Annotated in this window: 15 protein-coding genes; 10 read left to right on the top strand and 5 right to left on the bottom strand. The window is 61.3% G+C overall.

What is annotated here, in order from left to right:
* Positions 1-84 precede the first annotated feature (84 nt).
* Positions 85-438, top strand: a complete 354-nt coding sequence (locus QNH97_RS01040) for a DUF1493 family protein (RefSeq protein WP_283555206.1) — start codon at positions 85-87, stop codon at positions 436-438.
* Between the two features lie 67 nt (positions 439-505).
* On the opposite strand, the gene QNH97_RS01035 is transcribed toward QNH97_RS01040, so the two are convergent.
* The 3 genes from QNH97_RS01035 to QNH97_RS01025 all read right to left on the bottom strand — a co-directional run bounded on the left by QNH97_RS01035 (position 506) and on the right by QNH97_RS01025 (position 3772).
* A complete protein-coding gene (locus QNH97_RS01035) occupies positions 506-2050 on the bottom strand; it encodes a phosphoenolpyruvate carboxykinase (RefSeq protein ID WP_283555205.1) in 1545 nt (514 codons plus the stop codon).
* Between the two features lie 178 nt (positions 2051-2228).
* Positions 2229-3131, bottom strand: coding sequence for an Hsp33 family molecular chaperone HslO (gene hslO, locus QNH97_RS01030; RefSeq protein WP_283555204.1), 903 nt, complete (start codon positions 3129-3131; stop codon positions 2229-2231).
* A 236-nt stretch (positions 3132-3367) separates the two neighbouring features.
* Positions 3368-3772: an RNA-binding S4 domain-containing protein gene (locus tag QNH97_RS01025; RefSeq protein ID WP_283555203.1), complete on the bottom strand. Its 405-nt coding sequence runs from the start codon at positions 3770-3772 to the stop codon at positions 3368-3370.
* Positions 3773-4005: 233 nt separating this feature from the next.
* Between QNH97_RS01025 and rimB the strand changes: the two genes are divergently transcribed.
* Both rimB and rimK read left to right on the top strand, forming a co-directional pair.
* Positions 4006-4488 (top strand): retropepsin-like aspartic endopeptidase RimB, encoded by a 483-nt coding sequence (rimB, locus tag QNH97_RS01020; RefSeq protein ID WP_502944475.1) that lies wholly within the window; start codon positions 4006-4008, stop codon positions 4486-4488.
* Positions 4485-5390 carry a 30S ribosomal protein S6--L-glutamate ligase gene (gene rimK / locus QNH97_RS01015; protein WP_003196697.1) on the top strand — a complete coding sequence of 302 codons (906 nt, stop codon included), beginning with the start codon at positions 4485-4487 and terminating at the stop codon, positions 5388-5390. The genes rimB and rimK overlap by 4 nt, the downstream gene beginning before the upstream one ends.
* 123 nt (positions 5391-5513) lie before the next feature.
* Here rimK and QNH97_RS01010 read toward each other — a convergent pair whose 3' ends face one another.
* Together QNH97_RS01010 and ompR are read right to left on the bottom strand one after the other, a co-directional pair.
* On the bottom strand, positions 5514-6827 hold the full coding sequence (locus QNH97_RS01010) for an ATP-binding protein (RefSeq protein ID WP_283555202.1): 1314 nt from the start codon (positions 6825-6827) through the stop codon (positions 5514-5516).
* A gap of 113 nt (positions 6828-6940) precedes the next feature.
* Positions 6941-7681, bottom strand: a complete 741-nt coding sequence (ompR, locus tag QNH97_RS01005; protein WP_025211284.1) for an osmolarity response regulator transcription factor OmpR — start codon at positions 7679-7681, stop codon at positions 6941-6943.
* A 358-nt stretch (positions 7682-8039) separates the two neighbouring features.
* Between ompR and QNH97_RS01000 the strand changes: the two genes are divergently transcribed.
* The 7 genes from QNH97_RS01000 (at position 8040) to tauD (ending at position 16377) form a co-directional block, all read left to right on the top strand.
* On the top strand, positions 8040-10364 hold the full coding sequence (locus tag QNH97_RS01000) for a Tex family protein (RefSeq protein WP_283555201.1): 2325 nt from the start codon (positions 8040-8042) through the stop codon (positions 10362-10364).
* The gene (locus QNH97_RS00995; protein ID WP_192262043.1) at positions 10364-10747 is read left to right on the top strand and encodes a PaaI family thioesterase; all 384 of its coding nucleotides are present in this window, start codon (positions 10364-10366) and stop codon (positions 10745-10747) included. The genes QNH97_RS01000 and QNH97_RS00995 overlap by 1 nt, the downstream gene beginning before the upstream one ends.
* 271 nt (positions 10748-11018) lie before the next feature.
* On the top strand, positions 11019-12602 hold the full coding sequence (gshA, locus tag QNH97_RS00990) for a glutamate--cysteine ligase (RefSeq protein ID WP_283555200.1): 1584 nt from the start codon (positions 11019-11021) through the stop codon (positions 12600-12602).
* A gap of 248 nt (positions 12603-12850) precedes the next feature.
* Positions 12851-13828, top strand: a complete 978-nt coding sequence (gene tauA, locus QNH97_RS00985; protein WP_283555199.1) for a taurine ABC transporter substrate-binding protein — start codon at positions 12851-12853, stop codon at positions 13826-13828.
* A 25-nt stretch (positions 13829-13853) separates the two neighbouring features.
* Positions 13854-14648: a taurine ABC transporter ATP-binding subunit gene (tauB, locus tag QNH97_RS00980; protein WP_283555198.1), complete on the top strand. Its 795-nt coding sequence runs from the start codon at positions 13854-13856 to the stop codon at positions 14646-14648.
* Positions 14645-15484 (top strand): taurine ABC transporter permease TauC, encoded by an 840-nt coding sequence (tauC, locus tag QNH97_RS00975; RefSeq protein ID WP_283555197.1) that lies wholly within the window; start codon positions 14645-14647, stop codon positions 15482-15484. The genes tauB and tauC overlap by 4 nt, the downstream gene beginning before the upstream one ends.
* A gap of 50 nt (positions 15485-15534) precedes the next feature.
* Complete coding sequence (tauD, locus tag QNH97_RS00970; protein WP_283555196.1) at positions 15535-16377, top strand: taurine dioxygenase; 843 nt, start codon at positions 15535-15537, stop codon at positions 16375-16377.
* The last annotated feature ends 150 nt before the right edge of the window (positions 16378-16527 follow it).

Below are 16527 nucleotides of genomic sequence, written 5' to 3'. Positions count from 1 at the left end.
CTTCACGACACACTCCTGAGTGGCCAACGCTTTAACCCTGAACGTTCACCCAACAGACCCGCCCATCAGTCCGGACATTTCACCATGCACCTCGCCCCAGACTTCCCCGACGACCATGCCATGCGCCAACTCATGGAACTGCTCCACGAAGAAATCGGCCTGCCCGAGCGCAGGACCATTCGCCTGGACACGGCGATCAATCTCGATCTGGGCTGCGATGGCGCGGATGCCCGGCATCTGATGGAAGCCCTGGAGGAGCGATTCGCCATCGACCTCATCGACTACGACGCTTACCGCTATTTCCAGCCGGAAGGCTTTGATGTGTTTCAAAAGCGCAGGGCCAAGGGCCGTGGTAACAAGATGCCGATGACCATTGGCATGCTCTACAAGGCCATCAAGGCACAACGGTGGGATACGCAGGAAGTGGAAAAGGCCTAGTTGGTAAGACTGCGCCCACAAAAAAGCCGCCCTGAAGAGGGCGGCTTTTTCATTCGCTAACCGAGCCTTACAGCTGCGGCCCAGCAGCCTTGATCGCGTCGCTCACGTCGAACTTCTTGAAGTTCTCGGTGAACAATCCGGCCAACGCCTTGGCAGCTTCATCGTACGCAGCCTTGTCGCCCCAGGTGTTGCGTGGGTTCAACAGCCCCGTATCGACACCTGGAACAGCCAGCGGCACGTCCAGGTTGATGATGTCCAGGTGTTCGGTTTCAGCACCGATCAGCGCGCCGCTCTGGATAGCCGCGATCACCGCACGGGTGGTCGGGATGTTGAAGCGCTTGCCGACGCCATAGCCGCCGCCGGTCCAGCCGGTATTGACCAGGTAGACCTTGGAGCCGAAGCCACGGATGCGCTTGATCAGCAGTTCCGCGTATTCGCCGGCTGGACGTGGGAAGAACGGCGCGCCGAAGCAGGTGGAGAAGGTCGACTTGATGCCGCTGCCCGACCCCATTTCGGTCGAACCCACCAGGGCGGTGTAGCCGGACAGGAAGTGGTAGGCGGCTTGTTCTTCGCTGAGGATCGAGACAGGCGGCAGTACGCCGGTCAGGTCGCAGGTCAGGAAAATCACGGCATTGGGCTCGCCACCGAGGTTTTTCGGTGCGCGTTTTTCGATCAGCTCACGCGGGTAGGCGGCACGGCTGTTCTGGGTCAGGCTGTCGTCGGCGTAGTCGGCTTTCTTGGTGACCGGGTCCAGGACGACGTTTTCCAGTACAGCGCCGTGCTGGATGGCTTTCCAGATGACCGGCTCGTTCTTCTCGGACAGGTCGATGCACTTGGCATAGCAACCGCCTTCGATGTTGAAGACCACGCCCACGCCCCAGCCGTGCTCGTCGTCGCCGATCAGGTAACGGCTTTCATCGGCAGAGAGGGTGGTCTTGCCAGTGCCTGACAGGCCGAAGAACAGGGTCACGTCGCCCTCTTCGCCCATGTTGGCAGCACAGTGCATCGGCAGCACATCAACGGCTGGCAGCAAGAAGTTCTGCACGGAGAACAGGGCTTTTTTCATTTCACCGGCGTAACGCATGCCGGCGATCAGCACTTTCTTGGCCGCGAAGTTGATGATCACGGTGCCGTCGGAGTTGGTGCCGTCGCGCTCAGGCTCGCAGACGAAATTCGGCGCGTTGATGATCTGCCACTCATCCTTGCCGCCGGCGTTGTACTGCTCGGGGTTGATGAACAGGCAGCGGCCGAACAGGTTGTGCCAGGCAGTCTCGGTGGTCATCTTGACCGGCAGGTAGTGCGCAGGATCGGACCCTACATGCACGTGGGAGACGAAACGCTCGCGCTCGCCCAGGTAGGCCTCTACGCGGCTCCACAGGGCATCGAACTTGTCGGCCGGGAACTTGCGGTTGATCGGGCCCCAGGCGATGGCGCCCTGGGTGGTCGGCTCTTCTACGATGAAACGGTCAACTGGCGAGCGACCGGTACGATGACCAGTACGAACAACCAGCGCGCCAGTATCGGCAAGCTCGCCTTCACCGCGACTCAGGGCTTCTTTAACCAGATCATCGACACTTAGATCGGTGTACACGGCGTTATTGGCTTGCGTCATGAGGTTCCCCGTCGGCCCGTGGCCGAGTGCTCCAAACGTTTTGTAGTAGGAAGTCGCGCACTACTACCCGAAAAAAGTGGGCCGGATTATGCCAGAAAAGCCCAAAAATAGTAGGGCCCTCCCGTCAGTACGGCGTAAATCCGGCGTTTGCCAGGAGATTTACCTGCGCTGAACCGTTTTAGTGACGAGTATCTGACGGTGTGTCGACACCCGCACCAGCGAACAATTGGGCAATGTCTGCCGCGTCGAACAGGTAGCGCTCATTGCAAAACTGGCAGTCGACCTCGATGGCACCGCCATGCTCGATCACCAGTTGCTGCGCATCTTCCAGACCCAGACTGACAAGCGCATTGCCGGAACGTTCACGGGAGCAACTGCATTGGAAGCGCAACGGCTGGCCATCGAACAGGCGCACGGCCTCTTCGTGGTAGAGACGATGCAGCACGGTTTCATTGTCCAGGCTCAACAGCTCATCGGCGCTCAAGGTGCCGGCCAGAGCGGTGATGTGTTGCCAACTGGCGTCACGTTCTTCCGAATCACGGAGGCGGTCGGCGGGCAGTTGTTGCAACAGCAGACCACGGGCGCGCCGCCCGTCGGCGTAGAGCCAAAAACGGGTGTTGGTCTGCTGGGACATGACGAAGTAATTGGTGAAGCAATCGGCCAGGGTCGCGCCGTCGAGATCGACGATTCCCTGGTAGCGTTGGCCCTGGGTCGGATCGACGGTCAGGGCCAGCACGCCGTTGGGCATCATGTCGGCCAGCGTCGCGTCGGGCGCGATCTGCTCGGCGTCATAACGGGCCAGGCCACGGATCTCGCGGTCACTGGAGCACTCGATCATCAGCAACGGCACCGGGCCATCGGAGCGGGCCTGGAGAATCAGCAAGCCATCGAACTTCAAGGTGCCGACCAGCAGCGCCGCCGCCGCCATCAGTTCGCCGAGCATTTGCGCGACCGGCTCTGGGTAGGGGTGCTTGGCGAGGACTTCGGCATAGCTACGTTCCAACGCCACCAGCTCGCCACGGGCGTCGCTGTCATCGAAGATGAAGCGCTGGGTGTAGTCGTTATCCGGTAAATCAGTCATAGGATCTGGTATCTGAGGTGATGACAATTGATGGTAGGCATTTTATGGGCATTGCCGGTGGGTTCCAAGCAAGGCGAGGGTTTGTCTGACCGGAAGAGACCGATGACTCAATCTCAATTGTCAGCGTGGCGAGGGAGCTTGCTCCCGCTCGGTTGCGCAGCGACCCTAAGATTTTGGGGCCGCTGCGCAGCCCAGCGGGAGCAAGCTCCCTCGCCACGGGGTTTGTGCCAGCCTTTTTACTCGCTATTGCTGCCATGAAACTTGAACAGATCCCGGCGCTGCTTCTTGCTTGGCTTGCCGTCGGTGCTGACACTCAGGGCACCCGCCTTGCGTTGCGCGGCGGTGGCTTCGCGCTTGGCGATGCTGGCTTCGGTTTCGCGATACAGGGCCTGCGCTTCAGGGGCTCCGCGCCGCACGATCGACAGCGCTTCTACCACCACGGTTTTCTCATCGAACCCGGTCCGGATGACAAATTCGTCGCCAATGCGGGGTTCCTTGCCCGGCTTGCAGCGCTCGCCCCGATGATGGACCTTGCCACTTTCGATGGCGGCCTTGGCCAGGGCCCGCGTCTTATAGAATCGCGCCGCCCACAACCATTTATCGAGACGGACCTTGTCGTCTTCTTCCTGTTTTTGTGCCACTGCAATTCCTCTTTCCTGCCGATGGTCAGAACTGTACTACCGTTTTTGTCGGGAACACGAATTCGGCCCGACAGATAGAATGCCCGCCGGGGCGCTTTCACGGGCATGGGTCGGTATTGGTTACGAGCGGAAACAGGTGTGTAGATAACTGTCGCCATTTTGTGATTATTCTGCGTGAATACCGCGATTCGCGGACTCAACGATCCGATGCACTGATCGCAGGTTGTTTTTATTTGAAAACTTTTGACCATTTGACCGTTGTCGGTCTGCGCGAGTGGGTGGCGCTCCCGGATCTGGGAGTCGCGGGCCTGCGGGCAAAAATCGACACCGGTGCCAGCACGTCCAGCCTGCACGCCACCGACATCGAGCCGTTCGAGCGCGACGGTGAAAAGTGGGTGCGTTTCACCGCGCACCTGGGCACGGTGGTGCAGTTGCGTCATCGCCGCTGCGAAGCCCCGCTGGTGGCGCGCAAGACGATAAAAAGCTCCAACGGCCACGCTCAGGTCCGCTACGTGATCAGCACCACGCTGGCACTGGGTGACCGGATCTGGCGGGTCGAATTCACGCTGGCCTGCCGCAAATCCATGCGCTATCGCCTCTTATTGGGTTCCAAAGCCTTGATCGACGGCCAGTTGGTGGTCAATCCGGGTATCAAATACGTTCAAGACAAACCGGCGTACCCGGTGTCCACTACCTCTGCCACAGGTGTTGCATGAAGATCGCTGTGCTGTCGCGTAATCCGCGTCTGTATTCCACTCGTCGCCTGGTTGAAGCCGGCACCGAACGTGGCCATGAAATGGTGGTGATCGACACCTTGCGCGCCTACATGAACATCGCCAGCCACAAGCCGCAGATCCACTACCGTGGCAAGCCGCTGGAAGGGTTCGACGCGGTGATCCCGCGCATCGGCGCATCGGTGACGTTCTATGGCTGCGCGGTGTTGCGTCAGTTCGAAATGATGGGGGTCTTTCCCCTCAACGAGTCCGTGGCCATTGCCCGCTCCCGGGACAAGCTGCGCTCGCTGCAGTTGCTATCGCGGCGTGGGATCGGCTTGCCGGTGACCGGTTTTGCCCACTCCCCGGACGACATTCCCGATCTGATCGCCATGGTCAATGGCGCGCCCCTGGTGATCAAGGTGCTGGAAGGCACTCAGGGCATCGGCGTGGTGTTGTGTGAAACGGCGACGGCGGCAGAGTCGGTGATCGAAGCGTTCATGGGCCTGAAGCAGAACATCATGGTTCAGGAATACATCAAGGAAGCCGGTGGCGCGGACATTCGCTGCTTCGTGGTCGGCGACAAGGTGATCGCCTCGATGAAACGGCAGGCCAAGCCCGGTGAGTTTCGCTCCAACCTCCATCGCGGCGGCAGTGCCAGCCTGATCAAGATCACCCCGGAAGAACGCATGACCGCCCTGCGCGCCGCAAAAGTCATGGGCCTGGCCGTGGCCGGTGTGGATATCCTGCGCTCCAATCACGGCCCACTGGTGATGGAAGTCAACTCCTCGCCAGGCCTGGAAGGGATCGAGACCACCACAAGCAAGAATGTGGCAGGGATCATCATCGAACACCTGGAAAAGAATGGCGGGCCGAACATGACCCGGACCAAGGGTAAAGGTTAACCCAGCACAAAACCTGTGGGAGCGAGCTTGCTCGCGATGACGGTGTGTCAGTCAACTTATTCGTCACTGATACACCGCTTTCGCGAGCAAGCTCGCTCCCACAGGTTCCTGCAATCAGATCGATTACACCGCATCCCTTGGCAACATCAGCCCCAACGGCAACCGCACCCGTGCTTCCAGCCCTCCACCCGCGCGGTTGCGCAGTTCGACGTTGCCACCGTGCATCGAGGCGATGCGCTTGACGATGGCCAGGCCCAGCCCCGTGCCCTTCCCGCCACGGGCACGGTCGCCTCGGGTGAAGGGGTTGAAAATGGCTTCCAGCTCCGACGGATCGATGCCGGCGCCACGGTCCATGACGCTCAGCACCACATAAGGCGCGCTGGTGTCGCCGGAGACATAGGCGGCCACCTCGACGCCAGTACCGGCGTGGTTCAGGGCATTGCCGATCAGGTTGTTCAACAAGCGCTTCATCGACACCCGACGCAACGGGAAAGGTTGGATCGGCTCCAGGCGCAGGTGCACTTTTTCGTCGTTCTGGTTATAGGGCGCAACCACCTCCCGAACCAATTCGCTGAGGTCCACCTCCTCCACCGATTCGTCACGGCCGTCGCGAATGAACGCCAGGAACTGGTCGAGAATCGCGTCCATGTCTTCGATGTCGCGGACCATTTCGTCGGTCAGGTCGGTGTGCTCGCCCATCAACTCCAACGACAGTCGTAGCCGGGTCAACGGTGTGCGCAGGTCGTGGGAGACGCCAGCGAGCATCAATTCACGCTCGCGCCCGGCCTGCTCGACGTCTTCAGCCATCTGGTTGAAGGCGCGGTAGACCTCGGTCATCTCGCTGGGCGTGTCGCTGATGGGCAGGCGCACGCTGCGCCCCTGGCCCAGTTGGCGGGCCGCGTAGACCAGGCGTTTCAACGGTTGGTTGAGCTGGCTGACGAAGATCCACGCCGAAGCCGTCGACAGCAGGCCGATGGCCAGGAACCAGCCAAGCACGTTCCAGATTTTCTGACCGCGCAGCGGATGCGGGTACAACGGCACTTTCAGCCAGCCATCCCCCAGGCTCGGGGCACGCACCCACAACGCCGGAGGCGAGTGCATGCGCAGTCGCACCTCGGTATCAGCGCCCAACTCGGCCTGCATCTGCCGTTGATAAATCTCGCTGTAAGGCCAATGTTGCTCGCCTTCCGGCACACCGGCACCGACCACCCGGATCAGAGTCGCCGCTTCGGCGATTTTCGCTCGATTGGTTTCGTCGGCCGCCCAATAGGCCCGCAGGGTCAAGGCCACGCCGTGGCTGTACTGCCGATCCACCAGCACGTCTTCGTTCATCAGCAAGTAAACCAGCGTCAGTGCCTTGGAAAAGAGCACGACGATCAGCACCAGCCAGAGGGTGCGGGAGAAGAAACTCTGGGGGAACCAAACGGGGGTTTTCATGAATAACCGTTACACACTTGCAGGAGCGAGCGATGCTCGCACAATGACGGACCGCGAGTCGCCTGGAAAAAGACATTCAACCAGCCAGGCTACCCGCTCCTACAAATCGCCGATCACTTGCTGGCGGCGCCATCCGGCACGAATACATAACCCACGCCCCAGACCGTCTGGATATACCGCGGCTTGGAAGGATCGGGCTCGATCATCCGGCGCAGGCGGGAAATCTGCACGTCGATGGAGCGCTCAAGCGCATCCCACTCACGACCACGGGCCAGGTTCATCAGCTTGTCACGGGTCAACGGCTGGCGGGCATTCATCACCAAGGCCTTGAGCACGGCAAACTCACCGGTGGTGAGCATATGGATCTCATCGCCGCGCTTGAGCTCGCGTGTGGCCAGGGACAGTTCATAGTCGCCGAAGGTCACGCTTTCGTCTTCGCTGCCCGGCGCGCCAGGCACCGGCGCCGACTGGCGACGCAGTACCGCCTTGACCCGGGCCATCAACTCGTCAGGGTTGAACGGCTTGGCCAGGTAATCGTCGGCACCCAGTTCAAGCCCCTTGATACGGCTCAGCTCGTCGCCCTTGGCGGTGAGCATGATGATCGGGATCTGGTTGTTGGCGCCGCGCAGGCGACGGCAAGCCGTCAGGCCGTCTTCGCCGGGCAACATCAGGTCGAGCACCACGAGGTTGAAAACTTCGCGGGCCAACAGCCGATCCATTTGTTCGGTGTTCGGTACGGTGCGGGCGCGGTAGCCCTTGCTGACGAAAAAACGCTCCAGCAGGCTGCTCAGCCCCGGATCGTCGTCAACAATAAGAATTTTTTCGCCTTCAGCAGTTTGTGCAGTGCTGCTCATAGGAAGCTCCTTTGATCTCGGCGCGCATTATGGCCCAGCTGCCGTTATACGCACCGTGTGCATTGTTAGCAGATTTTTCCTCTATCTCCACAAATCCGGGTATCGAGCCTACAGACCACGACGCCCCCCGAAGGACGGAACGCCGGTTATAATGCGCGGCCTTTTGTGCCAGGGAATGTCGGATCGTTATCCCGGCGTATTGTTTTTTCCTCCTGGCCCGGCAGCACTTTTTGAATTTCGCGGGTCAACAGGCAGCCTTTTGACCCAGGCAGCGGCGCATGCCAGGCCGCTCAACCAGTCTCGCCGAGCCCCGTTTGCGCGGTGGCGAGTCTGATTTCACAATTTGTCAGGTGGTTTTATGGACAGCATCAACAGCCGCATCGCCGAGGAACTCGGCGTACGCCCACAGCAGGTCGAAGCGGCCGTCGCGCTACTCGATGAAGGCTCCACGGTGCCTTTTATCGCCCGTTACCGGAAAGAAGTCACCGGTAGCCTCGATGACATTCAATTGCGTCATCTGGAAGAGCGCCTGCGCTACATGCGAGAACTCGACGAACGGCGCATCAGCATCCTGGCCAGCATCCAGGAGCAGGGCAAGCTGACCCCGCAACTTGAGCGCGACATCAAGCTGGCCGACACCAAGACCCGTCTCGAAGACTTGTACCTGCCCTACAAGCAAAAACGCCGCACCAAGGGCCAAATCGCCCTGGAAGCAGGCCTCGGTGAACTCGCCGACGGCCTGTTCAACGACCCGACCCTGGCCCCGGAAACCGAAGCCGCGCGTTTCGTCGACGCCGAAAAAGGTGTGGCGGACGTAAAAGCGGCACTGGAAGGCGCCAAGTACATCCTGATGGAGCGCTTCGCCGAAGACGCCAACCTGCTGGAAAAACTGCGCAACTACCTCAAGCAGGAAGCCACCCTCAGCGCCCGGGTGATCGCCGGCAAGGAAGAGGAAGGCGCCAAGTTCCGCGATTACTTCGAACACGACGAACCACTCAAGAGCATGCCTTCCCACCGGGCACTGGCGATTTTCCGTGGTCGCAACGAAGGCATTCTCAGCTCCGCGTTGAAGGTCGGTGAGGAGCTTCCGGGGGCCATGCACCCGTGTGAAGGTATGATCGGCCAGCAGTTCGGCATCCAGAACCAGAACCGTGCCGCCGACAAATGGCTGGCCGAAGTGGTGCGCTGGACCTGGAAGGTCAAACTCTACACCCACCTGGAAACCGACCTGCTGGGCGAGTTGCGCGATAACGCCGAGACCGAGGCGATCAACGTATTCGCCCACAACCTGCACGACCTGCTGCTGGCCGCACCGGCCGGCCCGCGTGCCACCCTGGGCCTGGACCCGGGCCTGCGCACCGGTTGCAAGGTCGCGGTGGTGGACGCCACCGGCAAGCTGCTGGACCACGCCACGGTCTACCCTCACGTACCGCACAACAAGTGGGACCAGACCCTCGCCGTGCTCGCCGCCCTGTGCGCCAAGCATTCGGTGGACTTGATCGCCATCGGCAACGGCACCGCCAGCCGGGAGACCGACAAGCTGGCCGCCGAGCTGATCAAGAAATACCCGGCCATGAAAATGACCAAGGTCATGGTTTCCGAAGCCGGCGCTTCCGTTTATTCGGCGTCGGAACTGGCCTCCAAGGAATTCCCGGACCTGGACGTGTCGATCCGTGGCGCGGTGTCCATTGCCCGTCGTTTGCAGGACCCGTTGGCGGAACTGGTGAAGATCGATCCGAAATCCATCGGTGTCGGCCAGTACCAGCACGACGTTTCCCAGTTGAAATTGGCCCGTGGCCTGGACGCCGTGGTGGAGGATTGCGTGAACGCCGTGGGCGTGGACGTGAACACTGCTTCGGTGGCGCTGTTGGCGCGCATCTCGGGCCTCAACGCCACGCTGGCGCAGAACATCGTGACCCACCGCGACGAACACGGCGCATTCAAGACCCGCGCCGCGTTGAAGAAAGTCCCGCGCCTGGGCGAAAAAACCTTCGAACAGGCCGCTGGTTTCCTGCGTGTCATGAACGGCGACAACCCGCTGGATTCGTCGGCCGTCCACCCTGAAGCCTATCCGCTGGTGCAGAGCATCGCCGCCCAGACCGACCGCGACATCCGTTCGCTGATCGGCGACGCTGCATTCCTCAAGCGCCTGGACCCGAAGAAATTCACCGACGAAACCTTCGGCCTGCCGACCGTGACCGACATTCTCCAGGAACTGGAGAAACCAGGCCGCGACCCGCGTCCCGAGTTCAAGACCGCCGAGTTCCAGGACGGCGTCGAGGACCTCAAGGACCTGCAACCGGGCATGATCCTCGAAGGCGTGGTGACCAACGTCACCAACTTCGGTGCCTTCGTCGACATCGGCGTGCACCAGGACGGCCTGGTGCACATCTCGGCACTGTCGGAGAAGTTCATCAAGGACCCGCGCGAAGCGGTGAAAGCCGGTGACGTGGTGAAAGTGAAGGTCATGGAAGTTGACATCCCGCGCAAACGCGTCGGCTTGTCGATGCGCATGAGCGACACACCGGGAGAGAAAGTCGACGGTGCCCGTGGTGCCCGTCCGGGCTCGACGCCTCGCCAATCGCAGAACACCGCGCCGCGCAAGGAAACCACTGCAACAGCCCCGGCGAACAACGCCATGGCCTCGTTGTTCGCCAACGCCAAGCAGTTGAAGAAGCGCTGATGGACACGCCGGCCGGGTTGGTGGAGAGCGCGTTTTTCAAGCTGCTCGGCTGTCGTCTGCAGAGCCTGGGAGACGGGGTGGCGCAAGTCGCCCTGGGCCTTGAGCCACCGTTGCGCAATCGAGGCGGCAAGCTGCACGGCGGCGCGCTGTTCAGCCTGGTGGACATTGCCATGGGACTGGCTTGTTCCAGTGTCCACGGCTTTGACCAGCAGAGCGCGACCATCGAGTGCAAGATCAACTACATTCGCGCCGTGTCCGACGGCGAAGTGCTGTGCACCGCCCGGGTCATCCACCCGGGCCGGCGCACGCTGGTGGTCGAGGCCGAGGTGATGCAAGGCGACAAGCTGGTCGCAAAAGCGCAAGGGACGTTCGCTGTCCTATAGCTCCCTGTCATCGATTTGAGTTAATTTCGACGCCATGAATGCAGTGTCGGGCTTTTCTGTGGGAGCGAGCTTGCTCGCGATAGCGGTGGACCAGTCAATATAAAGTTGACTGAAATACCGCTATCGCGAGCAGGCTCGCTCCCACAGGGGGCTGCGACGATTTGTCTTTGGCAGCACGAAAACCAGGCGATAACGCCAGTTTTAACTTCACCCTTGTAGACCGTCTTGCCCACCCCCATATTGGGGCGACTGACGCGTGAAGGAATTCAACTTGAGCGACCTTTTAAACCGCCGCCTGGCCCTGCTCGGCGAGCGCGCCAACCTCTCCCTGCTCGAGCAGTGCCTGCACGGCATCGAACGTGAATGCCTGCGTGTCACGGACAATGGGCGCCTGGCGCAGACACCGCACCCCAAGGCCCTGGGTTCGGCGTTGACCAACGAACAGATCACTACGGACTATTCCGAGTCGCTGCTGGAGTTCATTACCCCGGCCTTGGCCGACCCGGCCGATACCCTGCGCAGCCTCGACAAGATCCACCGGTTTGCCTATAGCAAACTCGGCGACGAGTACCTGTGGAGTCCTTCGATGCCGTGCCCGCTGCCGGAGGAAGAAGACATCCCGATTGCGTATTACGGCACCTCGAACATCGGTCGGCTCAAATACGTCTATCGCAAAGGACTGGCCTTGCGCTACGGCAAGACCATGCAGTGCATCGCCGGGATCCACTACAACTTTTCCTTGCCGGAAAAGCTCTGGCCCTTGCTCCGGCAGGCTGAAGGCGTCGAAGCCAGCGACCGCGACTTCCAGTCGTCGGCCTACATCGCGCTGATTCGTAATTTCCGTCGCTACAGCTGGTTGCTGATGTACCTGTTCGGTGCCTCGCCAGCCCTGGACGCTGGTTTCCTGCGTGGCCGCCCGCACCAGTTGGAACAGCTGGACCCGGACACCTTGTACCTGCCGTATGCCACCAGCCTGCGCATGAGTGACCTGGGCTACCAGAGCAACGCCCAGGCCGGCCTGACACCGTGCTACAACGATCTGGTGAGCTACACCGACAGCCTGCGCAAAGCGGTGGCAACGCCCTACGCGCCCTACGTCGAAGTCGGCACTCACCAGAACGGTGAATGGGTGCAGCTCAACACCAATATTCTGCAGATCGAAAACGAGTACTACTCCAACATCCGCCCCAAACGCGTGACCTACACCGGCGAGCGTCCGATCCAGGCCTTGATGGCCCGGGGTATCCAGTACGTCGAAGTCCGTTGCCTGGACATCAACCCGTTCCTGCCGATGGGCATCGACCTCACCGAGTCGCGATTTATCGATGCATTCCTGCTGTATTGCGGCCTCAATGACAGCCCGCAGCTGGAAAACAACGAATGCAGCAACGCCACGAGCAACTTCCTCACCGTGGTCAAGGAAGGCCGCAAGCCCGGCCTGCAGTTGCAGCGACAAGACCAATCAGTGGACATGCAGGCCTGGGCCGTCGAACTGCTGGAAAAAATCGCACCGTTGGCCTCGCTGCTTGACCAGAGCCAGGGTGGCGATGCTCACCGCCAGGCACTGGACGCGCAACTGGCGAAAGTCCGCGATCCGTCCCTGACGCCCTCTGCCCAGGTACTGGCTGCCATGGCCGAGCATCAGGAAAGCTTCGCCCAGTTCTCCTTGCGCCAAAGCAAGGCCCACGCCGAATTCTTCCGCGCCGAGCCGTTGCCTGCCCAGGAACAGGCGGCATTTGAAGCAGCCGCCCGTGAATCCCTCGTTCAGCAAGCTGAGCTGGAGCAGAACGAGGTGGGGGATTTCGATGTGTTTGTAGGTTCGTATCAGGCGAGCATTTTGGCGATCAGTAACTGAATATCCCTCTTTGGTGGGGATGCTCTTGTGGCGAGGGAGCTTGCTCCCGCTGGACTGCGCAGCAGGCCCATTTTTACGGCTGCTGCGCAGCCGAGCGGGAGCAAGCTCCCTCGCCACAGGGGTCTTAGCCATCTGCAATAGATTTTTTCGCAAATAAGCTAATGCGAAAAAGTTATTTATTTTTGAATTCTTAGGTCATTTAGTCTCCTTCAACGCCAAACACCCGGCGGTTTGTTGAGGAGCTTCCCATGACATTGAGTTTCCCCCTTCGCCTTCTCGCGGCCGCTTCCCTGGCCGTGACGAGTTTTTTTGCCCAGGCAGCCGACCTGACCGTCGCCTACCAGACCACCGTCGACCCGGCCAAAGTCGCCCAGGCCGACGGCGCCTATGAAAAAGCCACCCAAGCCAAGATCGACTGGCGCAAGTTCGACAACGGTGCCGACGTCATCACCGCCATCGCCTCGGGCGATGTGCAGATCGGCTACCTCGGTTCCAGCCCGCTGACCGCCGCCATCACCCGCAAGGTCCCGGTGGAAACCTTCCTCATTGCCACCCAGATCGGCGCCGCCGAGGCCCTGGTGACCCGGAACGGTTCCGGGATCAATACCCCGCAGGACCTGATCGGCAAGAAGATCGCCGTGCCGTTCGTTTCCACCGGCCACTACAGCCTGCTCGCCGCGTTGAAGCACTGGAACATCGACCCATCGAAAGTCACCATCCTCAACCTGGCGCCACCGGCAATCATCGCCGCCTGGAAACGCGGCGACATCGATGCCACCTATGTCTGGGACCCGGCGCTGGGCGTGGCCAAGGAAAACGGCAAAGTACTGATCACGTCTGCGGAATTGGCCCAGTTCGGCGCACCGACCTTCGACGCCTGGATCGTGCGCAAGGACTTCGCCCAGAAGCATCCTGAAATTGTCACCGCCTTCGCCAAAGTCACCCTGGATGCCTACGCCCAGTACCGAAAGGACCCGCAAGCCTGGCTGGCCGATGCGTCCAACATCGACAAATTGGTGAAGCTCTCCGGTGCCAAGGCCAGTGATATCCCGCTGCTGTTGCAAGGCAACGTCTTTCCCCTCGCGGCCGATCAGGTCGTAAGCCTCGGCGCTCCGACCACCAAAGCCATCACCGACACCGCCGCCTTCCTCAAGGAGCAAGGCAAGGTCGAAGCCGTGCTGCCGGACTACGCGCCTTTTGTCAGCGCCAAATACATCACCCAGTGATCGAACACTAGAAGGAGTCACGGCGATGGCCTTGCTACAGCTGGAGCGCATCAGCGCACAGTACCCCGGCGCGACGGACCCCGTGCTGGCGGACATTTCACTGACCCTGGGGCCCCAGCAATTACTGGTCGCCCTCGGCCCGTCCGGCAGTGGCAAGACTTCGCTGTTGAACCTGATCGCCGGGTTCGTCGAGCCCAGCGCCGGGCAAATCACCCTCGACGGCGTGCCCGTCAAGGGGCCGAGTGCCGAGCGCGGCGTGGTGTTCCAGGACGATGCGCTGCTGCCCTGGCAAGACGTGCTGGCGAACGTGGGTTTCGGCCTGGAACTCGCCGGGATCTCCCGGGAAAAACGCGAAGCCCGCGCCCGGGAAATGCTCGCCCTGGTGGACCTCGCCGGTTTCGAGCGACGCCGCGTCTGGCAGCTCTCCGGCGGCCAGAAGCAGCGCGTCGGCCTGGCCCGGGCGTTGGCGGCTGATCCGCGTGTACTGCTCATGGACGAGCCCTTCGGTGCGCTGGACGCCTTTACCCGCGAGCAGATGCAGGAACTGTTGCTGCAAGTCTGGCAGCGCACCGCCAAACCGGTATTGCTGATTACCCATGACATTGAAGAAGCGGTCTTCCTCGCCACCGACTTGATTCTGCTGGCACCGAACCCGGGGCAGATCGTCGAGCGCCTGAGCCTGGATTTCGGCCAGCGCTACGGCGCAGGGGAATCGGCGCGGTCAATCAAGTCCGACCCGCGCTTTATCGAAACCCGCGAGCATGTACTCGCCAAAGTGTTCTCCCAACGCAGCGCCACTCGGCCACAGGAGCGCGCATGAGCAGCTATGAAATTCCCGCCGAGGTCACTGCAACCGCGGCCAAGCGCCCGACCAACAGTGCGAGGCTCACCCTGAGCACGCGGTGGATCAGCGGCTTGACCCTGATCGCGCTGCTGGCCGTTTGGTGGGCCGTCACCGCCAGCGGCTTGATCGAACCCTTGTTCCTGCCCTCGCCGTCCGCCGTGCTGCAAAAAGGCTGGCTGCTGGCGACCAGTGGCTACATGGACTCCACCCTCTGGCAACATCTGGGCGCAAGCCTTGAACGGATCGGCCTGGGCCTGTTGTTTGCGGTGCTGACGGCCGTGCCGGTGGGCATCGCCATCGGCGCCAACCGAATCGCTCGAGGCGTCTTCGATCCGCTGATCGAGTTCTACCGGCCGATTCCCCCGTTGGCGTACCTGCCGTTGATCGTCATCTGGTGCGGCATCGGTGAGTTGTCGAAGGTGCTGCTGATTTACCTGGCGATCTTCGCGCCGATTGCCATCGCCACCGCCACCGGCGTGCGCACCGTCGATCCGGCCAAATTACGCGCGGCGCAATCCTTGGGCGCCACACCGGCCCAGTTGATTCGCCATGTGATCGTGCCCAGTGCCTTGCCGGACATCCTCACCGGTATTCGCATTGGCCTGGGCGTCGGTTGGTCGACACTGGTGGCCGCCGAGCTGATTGCCGCCACCAGTGGCTTGGGGTTCATGGTGCAGTCAGCGGCGCAGTTCCTGGTGACCGATGTGGTGGTATTGGGAATCCTGGTGATCGCATTGATCGCCTTTGCCATGGAAATGGGCTTGCGCGCCCTGCAACGCCAACTGGTGCCATGGCATGGCCAGGCTCATTGATAGCAAATGACCACGCCGACCATTCGGCGCCCCACTGCGAGAACGCGACGATGAACCGCCCGACCGTTACCCCTTTGAGCACCGCCCTCGGTGCGCAGATCAGCGGGATCGATATCCGCCAACCGCTGAGTTTGGAACATCGCGATATCATCGAGCAGGCTTTGCTTGAACATCAGGTGTTGTTCTTCCGCGACCAGCCAATCGAGCCGGTGCAACAAGCGCGGTTCGCCGCGTATTTTGGCGACCTGCACATTCACCCCATTTACCCCAACGTGCCGGAGCAGCCCGAAGTCCTGGTGCTCGACACCGCTGTCACCGATGTGCGCGACAACGCCGTGTGGCACACCGACGTGACCTTCCTGTCGACACCCGCCATGGGCGCGGTGCTCAGCGCCAAGCTGCTGCCGGCATTCGGTGGCGATACGTTGTGGGCCAGCGGCATCGCGGCTTACGAAGCCTTGTCGGCGCCGCTGAAACGCTTGTTGGAAGGCCTGACGGCGACCCACGACTTCACCCGCTCTTTTCCCTTGGAGCGTTTTGGCAACACCGCCGAAGACTTGGTGCGCTGGGAAGAAGCGCGACGGAAAAATCCACCGCTGTCCCATCCGGTGATCCGCACCCATCCGGTGAGCGGGCGTCGGTCGCTGTTCGTCAATGAAGGCTTCACCACGCAGATCAACGAGCTGTCGGAGACTGAAAGCGAGGCGATCCTGAAACTGCTGTTCGCCCACGCCACCCGCCCGGAGTTCACCCTGCGCTGGCGCTGGCAGGTCAACGACGTGGCGTTCTGGGACAACCGTGTGACGCAGCATTTCGCCGTAGACGACTACCGCCCGGCCCGGCGGGTGATGCATCGAGCGACGGTGCTGGGGGATGTGCCGTTTTTCCGCTGAACACACCACTTACCTGTGGCGAGGGAGCTTGCTCCCGCTGGGCTGCGTAGCAGCCCCAATCCATTCAACACGGCGCATCAGGAAAAAACAGTGGACAGGTTTTTACGACTGCTGCGCAGTCGAGCGGGAGCAAGCTCCCTCGCCACAGGG

Origin of the sequence: Pseudomonas sp. G2-4, from assembly GCF_030064125.1 — a bacterium.
Lineage (GTDB): Bacteria > Pseudomonadota > Gammaproteobacteria > Pseudomonadales > Pseudomonadaceae > Aquipseudomonas.
The sequence above is the reverse complement of the archived record's forward strand: the minus strand, read 5'-3'. Positions and strand labels throughout refer to the sequence as shown.

Excerpts from the sequence above, each read along its gene's own strand:
- QNH97_RS01040 (WP_283555206.1), top strand. The coding sequence starts at position 85 with ATGCACCTCGCCCCAGACTTCCCCGACGACCATGCCATGCGCCAACTC.
- QNH97_RS01035 (WP_283555205.1), bottom strand. The coding sequence starts at position 2,050 with ATGACGCAAGCCAATAACGCCGTGTACACCGATCTAAGTGTCGATGAT.
- hslO (WP_283555204.1), bottom strand. The coding sequence starts at position 3,131 with ATGACTGATTTACCGGATAACGACTACACCCAGCGCTTCATCTTCGAT.
- rimK (WP_003196697.1), top strand. The coding sequence starts at position 4,485 with ATGAAGATCGCTGTGCTGTCGCGTAATCCGCGTCTGTATTCCACTCGT.
- QNH97_RS01010 (WP_283555202.1), bottom strand. The coding sequence starts at position 6,827 with ATGAAAACCCCCGTTTGGTTCCCCCAGAGTTTCTTCTCCCGCACCCTC.
- ompR (WP_025211284.1), bottom strand. The coding sequence starts at position 7,681 with ATGAGCAGCACTGCACAAACTGCTGAAGGCGAAAAAATTCTTATTGTT.
- QNH97_RS01000 (WP_283555201.1), top strand. The coding sequence starts at position 8,040 with ATGGACAGCATCAACAGCCGCATCGCCGAGGAACTCGGCGTACGCCCA.
- QNH97_RS00995 (WP_192262043.1), top strand. The coding sequence starts at position 10,364 with ATGGACACGCCGGCCGGGTTGGTGGAGAGCGCGTTTTTCAAGCTGCTC.
- tauA (WP_283555199.1), top strand. The coding sequence starts at position 12,851 with ATGACATTGAGTTTCCCCCTTCGCCTTCTCGCGGCCGCTTCCCTGGCC.
- tauB (WP_283555198.1), top strand. The coding sequence starts at position 13,854 with ATGGCCTTGCTACAGCTGGAGCGCATCAGCGCACAGTACCCCGGCGCG.
- tauC (WP_283555197.1), top strand. The coding sequence starts at position 14,645 with ATGAGCAGCTATGAAATTCCCGCCGAGGTCACTGCAACCGCGGCCAAG.
- tauD (WP_283555196.1), top strand. The coding sequence starts at position 15,535 with ATGAACCGCCCGACCGTTACCCCTTTGAGCACCGCCCTCGGTGCGCAG.